Below are 13797 nucleotides of genomic sequence, written 5' to 3'. Positions count from 1 at the left end.
ACGCCGAAAACCGATTGTCCGTCAGAAATCAGGAGGCTAGACCTGCTGCTGTGGCGCCGCCCGGCGGTGCCGCCTGCGGACGTGGTGGAATGGTAGACACCGGAGACTTAAAATCTCCTGGCCTTTTGGCCGTGCGGGTTCGAGTCCCGCCGTCCGCACCACCGGCTCCCTTGCCGCATCCCCCCTGACACAACCGTCCCGACCCGGCATCGCCTGGCCTGCCGTTCCCATGCTAATGGGAGTTGGCGCGATCACGTAAAGATTGCATTGCTGTAGCGGTAGTATTATGCAAGATGTCGCACATAATGTGAAAGATCTTAGGCATATGGCGCTGATCCATCAGAAAATCTCCGCTTTGCTTGCGGATATGAATCTGTCCAACCGGCAGGCCGCGCTGAAATGCGGCATTCCTTACGGCACGTTTAACAGTGCGCTTAAGAATGAGCGCGAGATCGGCTGGAGCATGCTGGATGCGCTGTCGCGCGGGTTGGGGGTGTCCTTCAGCTATTTTTCGTCCGGTAACGCCGGACTGGAGCTGCTGCCGGAGCGCCAGGCGGATGCGCCGGGCAGCAGGGCGTTCGAGATTCTCAATGCACAGATGCAGGCGGTCACCCGCAACCGCCAGTACAGCGGCTGCGATGTCTCGCTGCAGGATTTTCTGGACTGGTGGTTCTCCAACAGCGGCCGCCTGGAAGGGTTCGACCAGCTTCAGCACGCGGTGGATATGTTCGATCCGCCGGACCCGGAAAAGAACCGCATTCAGCCGATCCGGTCCGGGGCGCACAGCTTGGCCTCGGTCTGCTTTGAGGTGTCCAGCAGCGGCCAGCTGCGCGATACGCTCAACGGGTTCAGCGACAAGGTGAACGCCGATCTGGTGATGGCCCACAGCGAGGCGATCAGCCGGGGCGAGCCGGTCATCACGCATCCTTCGCTTGACGTGAAGCTGCTGAACGGCCGCCGGTTTACCCGTCAGTACCGGCGGGGTCTGGCGCCGGTTTACCTGCCGGACGGCAAGCTGCTGGTGGCCAATTTCTCACAGGATATCAAATTCGGCTAGGTCGCTTTGCAGCATGTGCTCCATTTCCAGCCGGGAAGAGCCGACAAACCATTCGGTGCTGCTGCGCACCTCCGGTTCCGGGGCGCGCCATTTCTGAGCCCGCGGGAGCGCCCGGGTGAAGCCGTAAACCAGATCCAGCCGCGCCTGCATGTGGCGGTCGGGAATGAAGGCATAGATCCAATCCACATCCCATTTCTGGATCGCCAGAATCTGAAATATCCGCATGAAGGGCGCCAGCCGCTCAGCGCGTTTGCCGCGGCGGCCCGGCAGAAAGTTCAATTCGCCTATATATGCCAGCCGCCCGCTGACTTCGCGGGCCAGCGGCTCGGCCACACTCTCGACACCGCCGCCTGACGGGTTGGGAAACTGATGGCGGGAGGTGCGCATCAGGAAATCGGCCAGGGTTTCCCGGCCCAGGTCCTGCAGCATTGCTGCTGCGCCGCCGATATAGATGTCATTCTCCTTCAAAAACAGCCAGAAAGCCGAATTCTCGGTGTGGTCGGCGCGCTCAATGGCAAAGCCCGGCATCTGGAACTGGCGGCCTGACAGGGCGGCGGTCTCGGGCACTTTCTCGAAATCCGTGAACATTTCGACCTGCAGACCGCCCTGCGAAAGCGTATGCAAGTATCCCGAAAGCGTTTTTCCCATATCGAGCGAATTCATTAAAGTCCCCTGTCGTAAAGTCTTCCACTCGAATATCCCGAAAAACTTTCTAGCGCCGCTAAAGAGTTCAAGTTGCATAAAATCTTAAATAAAATTTCGGAAAATCATCTGCTTTACCGCAGGGAAGGTAATGCAGCTATGAGATGCAACACTATTGGCGTCCTGCCGAGCTAATATTGCGTCCGGCAGGCACCTGCTTATTGCGGGCCATCCCGCTCGCGGCGCGGCTGTTGCAGGGGCAGGGCGCCGCGCCGGACTATTATGTGCCGTTATGGGCGTGCCTATGGGCGTGCCAAAGGGTCTATGACACGCCTTCGACCGGAAGGCCGTCGTCTTTCCAGGCCTGCAGCCCGCCTTCTATGATGGCCGCGTCATACCCCATCTGGCACAGCGTCTGCGCGGCCAGCGCGGCCCGGGCGCCGGAGGCGCACAGCACGTAGATTTTCGCGTCATCCCGGCGGCTGGTCAGGGCGTCCTCTGCACCGCCGCTGTCCGGATCTGCCTTTGATTCCAGAACGCCACGGGGGATGTGCACACTGCCGCAGACAGAGCCGTCCTGCTGCAATTCACCGGCCTCGCGCACGTCAAGGATCACGTGCTCCGCAGCGGCCGCCTCATGCGCCTCGCGGGGGTTAGCGGTGTTGGTCTGCGCCTTGGCGGCTTCGACCATCTCTTTCATGCTTTGTGCCATTTTGCGAACCTCAGAACTTGTTGACAGGGATTTTCAGGTAATGGTTGCCGTCGCTTTCCGTCGCGCCCAGACGGCCGCCGCGCAGGTTCACCTGCAGGGCGGCCAGCATCCGGTCCGGCAGGGAGAGGGTTTCGTCCCGCTCGGTGCGCTGCTTGATCCAGTCTTCCTTGCGGGTCCCGGCTTTCACATGCGGGTTGCGCGCCAGATGCTCTGCCACCGTGGCCTCCCACGCGGGGGTGTCCCGGTCATCGGTGCCGTAATCGTGGCCGACGAACAGGCGGGTGTCCTCCGGCAGGGAGAGTATCTCCTGGATGGACTGCCACAGCTCCCCGGCGGAACCGCCGGGAAAGTCCGCACGCGCGGTCCCGGTGTCAGCGTGCATCAGCGTGTCATGGACAAAGGCCGCATCGCCGCAGACATAACTGACTGAACCCAGTGTGTGACCGGGCGACAGCATTACCCGGATCTGAAGGCCGCCCAGCTCGATTGTGTCGCCATCCGCCAGCAGCCGGTCAAAGTCGCGGCTGGGATCAAATGCCTCCGGCATGTGGTAGTAGCCGCGCCAAAGCTCCGCAATTTCGCGCACCTTTTCGCCGATCGCCGTAGGCGCGCCCGTGCGCTCTTTCAGCCGGGCGGAGGCCATGAAGTGGTCGGCGTGCGGGTGGGTGTCCAGGATCCAGGCGGGCGTCAGGCCTTCCTGTTCGACCACCCGCATCACGTGGTCAATGCTGTCCTGCGCGGTACTGGCGCTTTTCGGGGCAAAGTCCCAGACCACGTCAATCAGCGCCGCCTTGCGGGTCGACGGATCGGCGCAAATATACTGGACCGATCCGCTTTCCGGTTCATAGAGGCCCCAGACATCGGGGCTGTTGCCGCCGCCTGAGGGCGAATGCCGGACAATCCTGTCCCCTTGCGTGTAATCCGTTGCCATCGTTTCCCCTCCTTTGCGCAGTTGCCGTGCTGTTGGCCGCAGGGACCAGGCCGCCTGCGGCATTGGAAGCGTAACGCTTGGCAGGAAAACCGGTTCCCGCACGGGCCTTCGCCGCGGCGGAGACGGCGCGCAAGATGCACCGCCGGGCACAATAAAAACGGCCCGGGAACCACCAGGTCCCGGGCCGTTCTCATGTCTGCTGCAATACCGGTTCAGCCGCGGCCGCGGTAGGGCGGCACGCCCTGGTCGGGGATCCAGACGCCTTCAGGCATCGGGCCGGTCTGCCAGAACACATCAATCGGGATGCCGCCGCGCGGATACCAGTAGCCGCCGATACGCAGCCATTTCGGCTCCAGGAAATCCGCCAGGCGGCGGGCGATGGAGACAGTGCAATCCTCGTGAAAGGCGCCGTGGTTGCGGAAAGAGGTGAGGAACAGTTTCAGCGATTTGCTTTCGACCAGCCATTCGCCCGGCACATAGTCGATCACCAGATGGGCAAAATCCGGCTGCCCGGTCATCGGGCAGAGCGAGGTGAACTCCGGCGCGGTAAAGCGCACGTTGTAGGCCACATCGGCCTGCGGGTTCTGCACCCGCTCCAGTTCCGCCTCTTCCGGGCTTTGCGGCACGATGGTGTCGCCGCCCAGCTGTTTCAGGTTGCTGTAGATGCTGTCAGACATATCAGGTTCCTTGTCGTCAGACGCCGCGTTTGTTGCCCCAGACCAGCACATGCAGCTGGGGCAGGACGCGGGGGGTGAACCAGCCGTCGCCGGTCACTTTTTCAATCAGCCACAGCAGGCGGTCCGTGGCCTGGTTCAGATCGACGGGCTGTTCCGGGTCGACCTCCGGGTTGCCGGGCTGCAGGTACAGCGGCAGCTCCGGGTGACGCTCTGCCGCCGCCTTGGCCCAGGCGTAATCGGTGTCGTCAAACACCACGATCTTCATCACAGCCTGGCCGCAGCCCTTGGCCTGATGCAGGCAGCGGGTGAACTTGTGCCAATCGGTCTTTTCGCCGCTCGACGGCGGTTTGGGGCTCAGCACCAGCGTATCCAAATCCGCAAACCAGGGTTGAGACACTGACCCCTGGGTCTCGCAGGCGAAGCGGTAGCCTTCCTCCTTGCCGATCGCGATCACCGGCGCAAAGTCCTGGATCGCCGGGTTGCCGCCGGAGATCGAGACGGTCAGCGGCTTGCCTGCGGACAGGCGGCGCACCTCTGCCATGACGTCCTCGGGAGTCATCACCGCCCAGTCATGCCGGCGGGCGCTGTCGACCGCGTGCATCGAGTCGCACCAGGAGCAGCGGTAATCGCAGCCGCCGGCGCGCACAAAGACTGTGGGTTCCCCGATCAGGGCGCCCTCGCCCTGGATCGTGGGGCCGAAGATTTCCGCGATGCGCAATGCTGTCATGGCCGGTATTCCGCCCAGGTCTTGGGCGTCTCCGAAACCTTCACCGCAGCAACCTCCGGCCAGCGTGCATGGCACCAGTCATAGAAATGCTTCGCCATGTTTTCCGCCGTCGAATAGACGTCCAGCACATCGTTCAGATGCCGGTGGTCGAAGGTTCCGTCGATGTAGTCCTTCAGCGGTTTCAGCTCGTGATAGTCGCGCACGAAGCCGTCGCTGTTCAGCTCCTTCGCCGCCAGCTCCACCACCACGACATAGTTGTGGCCGTGCAGCCGGGCGCATTGATGGTCCGGCGGCAGGTGGGTCAGCTGGTGCGAGGCGGAGAAGTGAAACTCCTTGGTGATCCGGAACATCAGGCACCGTCCTTGGCGGCGATTGCCGCTTTCCAGAAGTCCGGGTCGGCATAGTCCGTCGGATCCTCGACCCCCGCCAGATGGAAGGCTTCGCGCCGTTCCACGCAGGTCCCGCAACGCCCGCAGTGCTTCTCACCGCCCTTGTAGCAGGACCAGGTCTCGGCAAAGGGGGTGTTATGTTTGGCGCCTGCGGTGACGATGTCGCCCTTGGTGCGGTGGACAAACGGGGTGTAAAGGCGAACGTCCGCATAACCGTCCAGCGCCGCGCGCTGCATGGCGTCAAACGCCTCGGTGAAGGCCGGGCGGCAGTCCGGGTAGATGAAATGGTCGCCGCCATGCACGGCCGTTGCCACGGCGTCATCGCCGTTGGCAGCGGCAATGCCATAGGCAATGGTCAGCATGATCGCATTCCGGTTCGGCACCACGGTGACCTTCATGGTCTCTTCGGCGTAGTGGCCGTCCGGCACGTCGATGTCATCGGTCAGGGCCGACCCAGAAAGCGCGGCGCCGATGCCCCTCATGTCGATGATGTCATGCGGCACGCCCAGCCGTTTGGCGGCGGCGGCGGCATAGTCGAGTTCCTTTCTGTGGCGCTGGCCGTAATCGAAGGAGACAAGACGGGTCAGCTGATGCTCCTCAGCGACCATATGAGCAAGCGAAACGGAATCCAGCCCGCCCGAGCAGATAACGATAGTCTTCATTTTTGAACCCTTGTTTTGGTGACCGGGTAGGCTGCGACCGGTGGCGCGCGTTTAGCAGCATGCGGCAAATGGCGCAAGCCGCGGGCGTATTGCGAACATTCGGCAGGACTTGTTGGAGAATTTTGAAAGTGGCTGCTGCCCGGCGTGCTGCCGGGCGGTACTTTCTATACCGGGGGCAATTCCCCCTCCAGCCACTCCAGGAACGCCCGCGACGCCGGGGTGCTGGCGTGGCTCGGCGGCGGCATCAGGAAGTAGCTCTCCAGCTGCTCCGCCGAATGATCGCTGGCCCGGACCAGCTGGCCGCTCTCCAGCAGGCCGCCCGCCAGGGTGTCATGGGACATGGATATCCCGGCCCCGTTCACCGCCGCCGTCATGGCGATCACGTAAGTTGAGGCCAGGTTGATTTCGTGATTGCGGTCAAACGGCCGGTCCTGCGACTTGAACCACGCCCCCCAGGAGCCTGTGACGCCTGCACAATCCAGCAGCGTGGCAGTGCTGAAATCAACCGCGCCGCCCTGGTAGCCCGGTGCGCAGACCGGATAGAAGCGGTCCCGCGTCAGACGCACCGCCGCCGCCGACATATCGTTCGGTCGGCCAAACCGGATCTCTGTCCCGGCAGAGGCGGCATGGCGTTCCGGGTCCCAGATCGGCGTCACGATGTTCAAGACCAGCCAGGGAAACCGCGCATAGAGCCGCGGCAGGCGCGGCGACAGCCAAAACACCGAAAATGCCATATTGCACTGCAAGACCAGATGCCGGCCCTGATCGCCGCCGGTAAAGGCCCGGGTTCCGGCGGCAATCAGGTCGAAGGCCTCGCGCACGATCGGCATGTAGTTCGCCCCGGCCTCGGACAGTTCCAGCGCACGGGTTTTCCGGATGAACAGCTCCCTCCCCAGGAAGTTTTCCAGGCTGCGCACATGCTGGCTGATTGCCGGTTGGGTCAGGTTCAGCTCCGCCGCGGCGCGGGTGAACGACAGGTGCCGGGCGCTGGCCTCAAAGGCGCGCAGCCAGGTGAGCGGCGGCAGGGAGGAGGAGGGCGGCGGCATAGACATATGACCTGTGCATTAGTTCATCTAATGCATAGCGGCGGAATCCATCGTTTGTCAGCAGGGAATGCGGCTGGCACCACTAAGGAAAGCGACCTTGGAGACCCCGGAATGAACAAGCAAGCGGAGCTGAGCCCGAACCTCACCCATTGGCAGGAGCGCGTCGACATGGCCGCGGCCTTCCGCTGGACCGCGCGGCTGGACATGCATGAAGGCGTCGCCAACCACTTCAGCCTGGCGGTGAGCGAGGATGGCAGCAAATTCCTGATGAACCCCAACCAGGCGCATTTCGCGCGGATGAAAGCATCCAGCCTCCTCCTGCTAGATGCAAACGACCCCAAGACGATGGAGCGCCCCGATGCGCCGGATCCGACCGCCTGGGGGCTGCACGGCTCGATCCACCGCCTGTGCCCGCATGCGCGCTGCGTGATGCATGTGCATTCGATCCACGCCACCGTGCTGGCCTGCCTTGCCGACAGCACCCTGCCGCCGATCGACCAGAACACCGCCGCTTTCTATAACCGCTATGTGGTGGATGGCGGTTTCGGCGGGCTGGCGTTTGAGGACGAGGGCGCGCGCTGTGCCGGTATGCTGACGGATCCCAAGGTCAAGGTGATGATCATGGGCAACCACGGCGTTCTGGTGATCGGCGATAGCATCGCGGACACCTTCAACCGGCTCTATTACTTCGAACGCGCCGCCGAGACCTATATCCGCGCCCTGCAAACCGGCCAGAAGCTGCGGGTGCTGAGCGACGAGATCGCCGAAAAAACCGCTCAGGAGCTGGAGGAGTATCCGGATCAGGCGGAACGGCACCTGGCGGAGCTGAAGGCGATCCTCGACGACGAAGGCTCGAACTACGCGACTTGAAACTTGGGACAGGAGGCAACCCGATGCACGGCACGCTCCCCGACCGCGAGGCGGACCGCTGGCACTATCACCCCAAGGGGCCGGTGCCGCTCAACCCGCTGTTCAGCTGGCCGCCGCGCCCGGCGGCAGTCCTCAGATGGTACCGCGGCGCCTGGATGGAGATCACATCGCTGACGCTCTGTCTCCTGCTGGCGCTTGCCCTTTACGCCTGGCTGTTGCCGCCTCTGGCAGAGATGGCCGAATTCCGCCCCGGCTGGATGCTGCAGGTCTGGCTCGCCAACCTGCTGCCGCAGGCCGCGGTGGCCGGCAGCCTGCACTGGTGGCTCTACATGCGCAAGGGCCAGGGGATGCAAAAGAAGTTCGACAAGCGCGACCTGTCCCGGGGCAATGGCACCTTCACCTTCAAGAACCAGGTCTGGGACAACATCTGGTGGACGCTGGGCAGCGCCATCACCGTGGCGACGGTGTATCAATGGGGCATCTACTGGCTGATGGCCAATGGTTGGGTGCCCGTGGTGACTTTCGCGGAGGCGCCCGTGTGGTGCGTGGTCTGGATGCTGTTCATCCCGATGTGGTCCGGCCTGCATTTCTACTGGATACACCGGCTGGAGCATCATCCGCGGCTCTATAAACACGTCCATGCAGTCCACCACCGCAACGTCAACATCGGGCCGTGGTCAGGGATCTCCAACCACTGGTATGAGAACCTGCTCTACTTCACCACCTATTTCATCCACCTGATCGTGCCCTCGCACCCGCTGCATCTGGTGTTCCATGCAATGTTCCAGCAGGTGAGCCCGGCGCTGTCGCATTCCGGCTTCGAGCGGGTGATTGCCGGCGAAACCGCGGCCGCCAAGGCCGGGGACTTCTTCCACCAGTTGCACCACCGCTATTTCGAGTGCAACTACGGCACCTCGGAAATCCCCTTCGACAAATGGTTCGGCACCTACCACGACGGCTCCGCCGCGGCGACGGACCGGACGCGGGCCTTCAAGAAGCAGATGTACACGCGCTAGAATTGCATCAGCGCCAAACTGATCAGGATCAAGGCGTACATATTCGCGAATCCCTATGCCTGTGCGCAGAACAGTCAGAGGCAAAGGAGAAAGCCCATGTTGCGTCTTGCATCCATCCTGTATTCGCTGATCGGCAGCAGCCTGGCAGGCGCCGGGGTGATCGCGGTGCTTGCAGCAGGGCTGGTCACGACCCAAGCGATCCTTGCCGCCGCCGCTGCCGGTGCCGTTCTGGGGATGCCAGTCGCATGGCTGGTCGCCAGGCAGCTCTATGCCCGCGGCGCCTAGGCGTTGAGGAACACCCGCGCGGCGGCCTCGAACTCCCGCGGCTTCTCGGCGTGCAGCCAATGGCCCGCGCCGGGCAGCTTGGCAAACCGGGCATTCGGGAACCGCGCGCGGATTTCGTCGCGGTGCTGCGGCAGCACGTAATCCGAGTCCGACCCTGACAGGAACAGCGCAGGGCCGTCCCAGGCGGCCTCTGTCTGCGGGAAGGACATGATGTGGGGCATCTGGTCTGCCAGCGTGTCCAGGTTCAGCTTCCAGCGCTTGTTCGGCAGGTCCAGCGACTGGGTGAAGAAGCTCTGCAGCGCAGCGTCCACCCCGGCCTCAGCCAGCCGGGCGGCGGCCTCGGGGCGGCGCTCGATGCTCTCCAGATCCAGCGACTTCATCGCGTGGATATACTGGATCTGCGTATGGCCATAGGCCACCGGCGCGATGTCGGCGACCACCAGTTTGCGCACCGCCTCGGGGTGGTTGAGCGCCAGCATCATCGCCGCCTTGCCGCCCATTGAGTGGCCGATCACATCCATCCGGCCGCCATGGGACGCGATCACCTCCGCCAGATCCTCCGCCAGCTCCGGATAGGTATGGCTGTCCCTGCGGGGGCTGTCGCCGTGGTTGCGCATGTCCACCGCAACCACCTGCCGCTCATCCGACAGGCGCTTGGCGATGACGCCCCAATTGCGGGCCGAGCCATAGAGGCCATGGGCTATCAGAAGCGGGGGTTTTCCGGTGGCAGAGCCATGAGTGATCGTGTTCAGCATGGCGCCTTGATAACCGGGCAGGCAAAGGCTTGCCAGCCCCATTGAGGCGGGCGCGGGCGCGGGATAGGGTGGCGCAACACATCAGCCGAGGGAGAGTGCCGCAATGGCCGCCAGCCTGGATCAGGATATCGAAGACATCCGCACGCTCCTGAAGGAGCGCGAGCACGCCTCCGGCGACCTCGCCGCCGCGCTGAAACTTGTCCGCCGCCGCCTGCCGCGGCGGGTTTACAAGCAGGGCATGAAACTGGCCGGCGCGCTGCCGCTGCTGGAACACCCCAAGCTGCGGCAGACGGTGGACCAAAAACCGCTGCGCGGCGCCGCCCGCGAAGTTAAGGCGCACTTGAAGGAAATCGACATTGCCGACCGGCGCAAGGGGTTCTGGCTGGGGGTCTTGGGCAGCATGGCGTTTTCGCTGCTGGTGGTGATGATCCTGCTGGTCGTCGTTCTACGCTGGCGCGGGCTGGTCTGATGTCCCGTTTCCCGCTGCCTGCGATGTGAAAGCCTGTCCCGTCCGGCTGCCCTTAAGCCTGCCGCTGCTGCCCGGCAGCTGGCGGCGGGCGGTCCGCCGCGGCGGCCGGAGACAGCGCATCGCGGAACACCAGCGTGACCGTGACAAAGCTGACGTACAGCAGAAGATACCACGACCCCATTTTGGCCAGGCTCACCCACTCGCCGCTGGCCTGACCGTTGTAGAGCCAGGTTTTGGTGCTGGTGCCGACATTCTCCGCCAGCCACAGGAAAAAGCTCGACAGAAATGCCGCCAGCGGCAGCGGCATCCAGTAAAACCGCTCGCCGATGCGGAACCAGATGCGGGTGCGGGCAAACAGCAGCACGGTGGCGGCAAACAGGCCCATCCGGATGTCTGGCAGATAGTGGTGGGCATAGAAGTTGCCATAGATCGCAGCGGCCAGCAGCACCGTGCTCCAGAACGGCGGGTAGGGGGCGAAATGCATGTCGAACAACCGGATCACCCGCGCCAAGTAAGAGCCTACGGCGGCATACATGAAACCGGAAAACAGCGGCACATCGTTCAGTTTGACCACTCCTGCTCCGGGATAGGCCCAGCTGCCCGCCTGCACCTTGAAGATTTCCATCGCGGTTCCGGTCAGGTGGAACAGCAGGATCACCCGCACCTCGCGCCAGCTCTCCATGCCAGTTGCCAGCAGCAGCCCCTGCAGCGCCAGCGCATAGATGAGCAGCGCGTCGTAGCGGGCCAGCGGCCATTCCGGCTGCCAGATCCAGCCCGTGAAAATCAGCCCGGCCAGCAGCAGGATCCCGAAGATGGCGGCCCACCCCTGTTTCAGGGTAAACATGATGAACTCGGCGGCGGCCAGCGGCAGGCGCGCGCGCATTCCATCGCCCAAACGCCGCTCCAGGCGCCGGGTCCGGTTCGTGGCCGGTGAGTCTTGAAAAGGGATCATTAAACGGCTGCTCTACAGTGTCTTGGTTCAAAACGGTGGCTAACCCTCAGGCCTGCCGGAGAACCTTTCCCTGATCTTTCCGGAAACGCAATCCGGAAGCGGCCCGCACGGCGCGGGCAGCGCCCCACTTGGGGGCGCTGCCGGGCCCAAGGCCCGTGCCAGGGCATCTTTGATGCACAGGCGGGGCGCGGGAGCCTGCCGGGCAACAGAAAACCGCCGCGGTCCTGGGGCCGCGGCGGTTTCTTTTCGTCAGATAAGCCGGAGCTTACAGGTTCGGGTAGAGCGGGAACTTGGCGCAGAGGTCCGCGACCTTGGCGCGCACCGCCGCTTCCACATCCGCGTTGCCCTCTTCACCGTTGGCCGCCAGCCCGTCGATCACCTCGATGATCAGGTCGGCGATCTGGCGGAACTCGGCCTCGCCGAAGCCGCGGGTGGTGCCTGCGGGCGTGCCGAGGCGCAGGCCCGAGGTCACGGTGGGCTTTTCCGGGTCGAACGGGATGCCGTTCTTGTTGGTGGTGATATGGGCGCGGCCCAGCGCCTTGTCGGCGATGTTGCCGGTCACGCCCTTGGGGCGCAGGTCGACCAGCATCACATGCGTATCGGTGCCGCCGGTCACGATGTCCAGGCCGCCCTTGATCAGCTGATCCGCCAGCGCCGCCGCATTGGCGCGCACCTGCTTCTGGTAGGCCTTGAACTCCGGCTTCAGCGCCTCGCCGAAGGCCGCCGCCTTGCCTGCGATCACATGCATCAGCGGGCCGCCCTGGATGCCCGGGAAGATCGCCGAGTTCACCTTCTTGGCGATATCCGCGTCATTGGTCACGATCATGCCGCCGCGGGGCCCGCGCAGGGTCTTGTGGGTGGTGGTGGTGGCGACATGGGCGTGCGGGAACGGCGAGGGGTGCTCGCCGGCGGCAATCAGGCCCGCGATATGGGCCATGTCGACCATGAAATAGGCGCCGACGCTGTCCGCGATTTCACGGAATTTGGCAAAGTCGATCTGGCGCGGGATGGCGGAGCCGCCGGCGATGATCAGCTTCGGCTGGTGTTCGGTTGCCAGCGCCTGGATCTGGTCGTAGTCGATCCGGTTGTCATCGCGGCGCACGCCGTAATGCACGGCGTTGAACCACTTGCCCGACTGGTTCGGCGCCGCGCCGTGGGTCAGGTGGCCGCCGGAGGCCAGATCCATGCCGAGGATGGTGTCGCCGGGCTGCAAGAGCGCCTGGAACACGCCCTGGTTGGCCTGGCTGCCGGAGTTCGGCTGCACATTGGCGAATTCGCAGCCGAACAGCTGCTTGGCGCGGTCGATGGCCAGGTTTTCGGCGACGTCGACATACTGGCAGCCGCCGTAGTAGCGGCGCCCCGGGTAGCCTTCAGCGTATTTGTTGGTGAGCACGGAGCCCTGCGCTTCCATCACCGCGGCGGAGACGATGTTCTCGGAGGCAATCAGCTCGATCTCGTCGCGCTGGCGGCCCAGCTCGGCCGTGATCGCGCCGTAAAGCTCAGGATCGCGCTCGGACAGCGATTGGGTGAAAAAGCCGGGGTCACGGGTCGCTTCAGTCATGGTGGCTCCGTTGGAGTAGGGGGTCAGAACTGAGCGATTTCCTATCGGAAACATCTTTGCGCAGGAAGCCTGTAAAGCGACATTTCCCTGCGACAGAACGGCAACTATGGCCTTTGGCGGAAAGCTGTGATTGTTTCGGAACCAGTTGCCTAATACCGGAAACATATTTGATGGGTTTGAGAATCGCCTTTCTGGCCAGCGAAGCGGAGCTTGCCCAGGAAGCCCACGCCAAACTGGCCCGCCGCTATGGCCATGTCCCCCCCGAAGAGGCTGACATCATCGTGGCGCTTGGCGGTGACGGGTTCATGCTGAGCACCCTTCACACCATGGTGGACAATCCGGCGCCGGTTTACGGCATGAACCGCGGCACCGTTGGCTTTCTGATGAATGAATACCGCGAGGACGGGCTGATCGAGAGGCTTGGCGACGCGAAGCAGGAGATCATCAACCCGCTGTCGATGACCGCGATGGACCGCCGCGGCGAGGTCCACAAGGCGCTCGCCATCAACGAGGTGTCGCTGCTGCGGGCAGGTCCGCAGGCAGCGCGGCTCAGGGTGTCCGTGGACGGCCGGGTCAGGATGGAAGAGCTGGTCTGCGATGGTGCGCTGGTGTCCACCCCGGCAGGCTCCACCGCCTATAACTACTCGGCGCACGGGCCGATCCTGCCGATCGGCGCCGATGTGCTGGCGCTGACCGCGATTGCCGCCTTCCGCCCGCGGCGCTGGCGCGGCGCGCTCTTGCCCAGCAATGCGATGGTGCGCTTTGACGTGCTGGAGGCGGACAAGCGCCCGGTGATGGCCGATGCGGATTCGATTTCCGTGGCGGACATCGACTGGGTCGAAATCCGCATCAATCCGCAGATCCGCCACAAAATCCTGTTCGATCCCGGTCATGGGCTGGAAGAAAGGCTGATTTCCGAGCAGTTCACCTGAGTGTTTAACGGAACATTCACGAGTTTGTGAACTTCCCGGTAATAATTCCATGCGATGCTTTTCCACAGGCAGATGTGGATGGCGTCTGCCGCAGGGCTGGCACGCCACAGTGCC

At 63.6% G+C, this 13797-nt stretch carries 17 protein-coding genes and 1 tRNA gene; 7 read left to right on the top strand and 11 right to left on the bottom strand.

What is annotated here, in order from left to right; translation table 11 throughout:
- Positions 1-75 precede the first annotated feature (75 nt).
- Positions 76-161, top strand: a tRNA-Leu gene (locus tag DAEP_RS0107360).
- Positions 162-367: 206 nt separating this feature from the next.
- On the top strand, positions 368-1057 hold the full coding sequence (locus DAEP_RS0107355; RefSeq protein WP_245595064.1) for a helix-turn-helix domain-containing protein: 690 nt from the start codon (positions 368-370) through the stop codon (positions 1055-1057).
- On the opposite strand, the gene DAEP_RS0107350 is transcribed toward DAEP_RS0107355, so the two are convergent.
- The 8 genes from DAEP_RS0107350 to DAEP_RS0107315 form a co-directional block, all read right to left on the bottom strand.
- The gene (locus tag DAEP_RS0107350; RefSeq protein ID WP_161787057.1) at positions 1034-1705 is read right to left on the bottom strand and encodes a hypothetical protein; all 672 of its coding nucleotides are present in this window, start codon (positions 1703-1705) and stop codon (positions 1034-1036) included. The two genes, DAEP_RS0107355 and DAEP_RS0107350, sit on opposite strands and share 24 nt — an antisense overlap.
- A 316-nt stretch (positions 1706-2021) precedes the next feature.
- Positions 2022-2411: a rhodanese-like domain-containing protein gene (locus tag DAEP_RS0107345; RefSeq protein ID WP_027244209.1), complete on the bottom strand. Its 390-nt coding sequence runs from the start codon at positions 2409-2411 to the stop codon at positions 2022-2024.
- Positions 2412-2421: 10 nt separating this feature from the next.
- Entirely contained in the window at positions 2422-3342 is a 921-nt protein-coding gene (locus DAEP_RS0107340) for an MBL fold metallo-hydrolase (protein WP_027244208.1), read from the bottom strand.
- Positions 3343-3554: 212 nt separating this feature from the next.
- On the bottom strand, positions 3555-4019 hold the full coding sequence (queF, locus tag DAEP_RS0107335) for a preQ(1) synthase (RefSeq protein ID WP_008553549.1): 465 nt from the start codon (positions 4017-4019) through the stop codon (positions 3555-3557).
- 16 nt (positions 4020-4035) lie between these two features.
- Positions 4036-4746: a 7-carboxy-7-deazaguanine synthase QueE gene (gene queE, locus DAEP_RS0107330; protein WP_027244207.1), complete on the bottom strand. Its 711-nt coding sequence runs from the start codon at positions 4744-4746 to the stop codon at positions 4036-4038.
- Positions 4743-5096: a 6-carboxytetrahydropterin synthase QueD gene (gene queD / locus DAEP_RS0107325; RefSeq protein WP_027244206.1), complete on the bottom strand. Its 354-nt coding sequence runs from the start codon at positions 5094-5096 to the stop codon at positions 4743-4745. The genes queE and queD overlap by 4 nt, the downstream gene beginning before the upstream one ends.
- The gene (gene queC, locus DAEP_RS0107320; protein WP_027244205.1) at positions 5096-5797 is read right to left on the bottom strand and encodes a 7-cyano-7-deazaguanine synthase QueC; all 702 of its coding nucleotides are present in this window, start codon (positions 5795-5797) and stop codon (positions 5096-5098) included. Before queC ends, queD begins: the two co-directional genes overlap by 1 nt.
- Positions 5798-5961: 164 nt before the next feature.
- On the bottom strand, positions 5962-6849 hold the full coding sequence (locus DAEP_RS0107315; protein WP_027244204.1) for a LysR family transcriptional regulator: 888 nt from the start codon (positions 6847-6849) through the stop codon (positions 5962-5964).
- A 105-nt stretch (positions 6850-6954) separates the two neighbouring features.
- Between DAEP_RS0107315 and DAEP_RS0107310 the strand changes: the two genes are divergently transcribed.
- The 3 genes from DAEP_RS0107310 to DAEP_RS0107300 all read left to right on the top strand — a co-directional run bounded on the left by DAEP_RS0107310 (position 6955) and on the right by DAEP_RS0107300 (position 9014).
- Entirely contained in the window at positions 6955-7713 is a 759-nt protein-coding gene (locus DAEP_RS0107310; RefSeq protein WP_027244203.1) for a class II aldolase and adducin N-terminal domain-containing protein, read from the top strand.
- A 23-nt stretch (positions 7714-7736) separates the two neighbouring features.
- Complete coding sequence (locus DAEP_RS0107305) at positions 7737-8729, top strand: sterol desaturase family protein (RefSeq protein ID WP_027244202.1); 993 nt, start codon at positions 7737-7739, stop codon at positions 8727-8729.
- Positions 8730-8825: 96 nt separating this feature from the next.
- Positions 8826-9014, top strand: coding sequence for a hypothetical protein (locus DAEP_RS0107300; protein WP_008556487.1), 189 nt, complete (start codon positions 8826-8828; stop codon positions 9012-9014).
- Here DAEP_RS0107300 and DAEP_RS0107295 read toward each other — a convergent pair.
- Positions 9011-9811, bottom strand: a complete 801-nt coding sequence (locus tag DAEP_RS0107295; RefSeq protein ID WP_027244201.1) for an alpha/beta fold hydrolase — start codon at positions 9809-9811, stop codon at positions 9011-9013. The genes DAEP_RS0107300 and DAEP_RS0107295 overlap by 4 nt on opposite strands.
- A gap of 61 nt (positions 9812-9872) precedes the next feature.
- On the opposite strand from DAEP_RS0107295, the gene DAEP_RS0107290 reads away from it, so the two are divergent.
- Positions 9873-10238, top strand: coding sequence for a hypothetical protein (locus DAEP_RS0107290; protein WP_008557696.1), 366 nt, complete (start codon positions 9873-9875; stop codon positions 10236-10238).
- A 52-nt stretch (positions 10239-10290) separates the two neighbouring features.
- On the opposite strand, the gene DAEP_RS22500 is transcribed toward DAEP_RS0107290, so the two are convergent.
- Positions 10291-11190 (bottom strand): DUF817 domain-containing protein, encoded by a 900-nt coding sequence (locus tag DAEP_RS22500; RefSeq protein WP_051337331.1) that lies wholly within the window; start codon positions 11188-11190, stop codon positions 10291-10293.
- A 265-nt stretch (positions 11191-11455) separates the two neighbouring features.
- The gene (gene glyA / locus DAEP_RS0107280; protein WP_027244200.1) at positions 11456-12751 is read right to left on the bottom strand and encodes a serine hydroxymethyltransferase; all 1296 of its coding nucleotides are present in this window, start codon (positions 12749-12751) and stop codon (positions 11456-11458) included.
- A 170-nt stretch (positions 12752-12921) separates the two neighbouring features.
- Between glyA and DAEP_RS0107275 the strand changes: the two genes are divergently transcribed.
- On the top strand, positions 12922-13683 hold the full coding sequence (locus DAEP_RS0107275) for an NAD kinase (protein WP_027244199.1): 762 nt from the start codon (positions 12922-12924) through the stop codon (positions 13681-13683).
- Positions 13684-13797 lie beyond the last annotated feature (114 nt).

The sequence above is a fragment of the Leisingera daeponensis DSM 23529 genome (assembly GCF_000473145.1).
Lineage (GTDB): Bacteria > Pseudomonadota > Alphaproteobacteria > Rhodobacterales > Rhodobacteraceae > Leisingera > Leisingera daeponensis.
The sequence above is the reverse complement of the archived record's forward strand: the minus strand, read 5'-3'. Positions and strand labels throughout refer to the sequence as shown.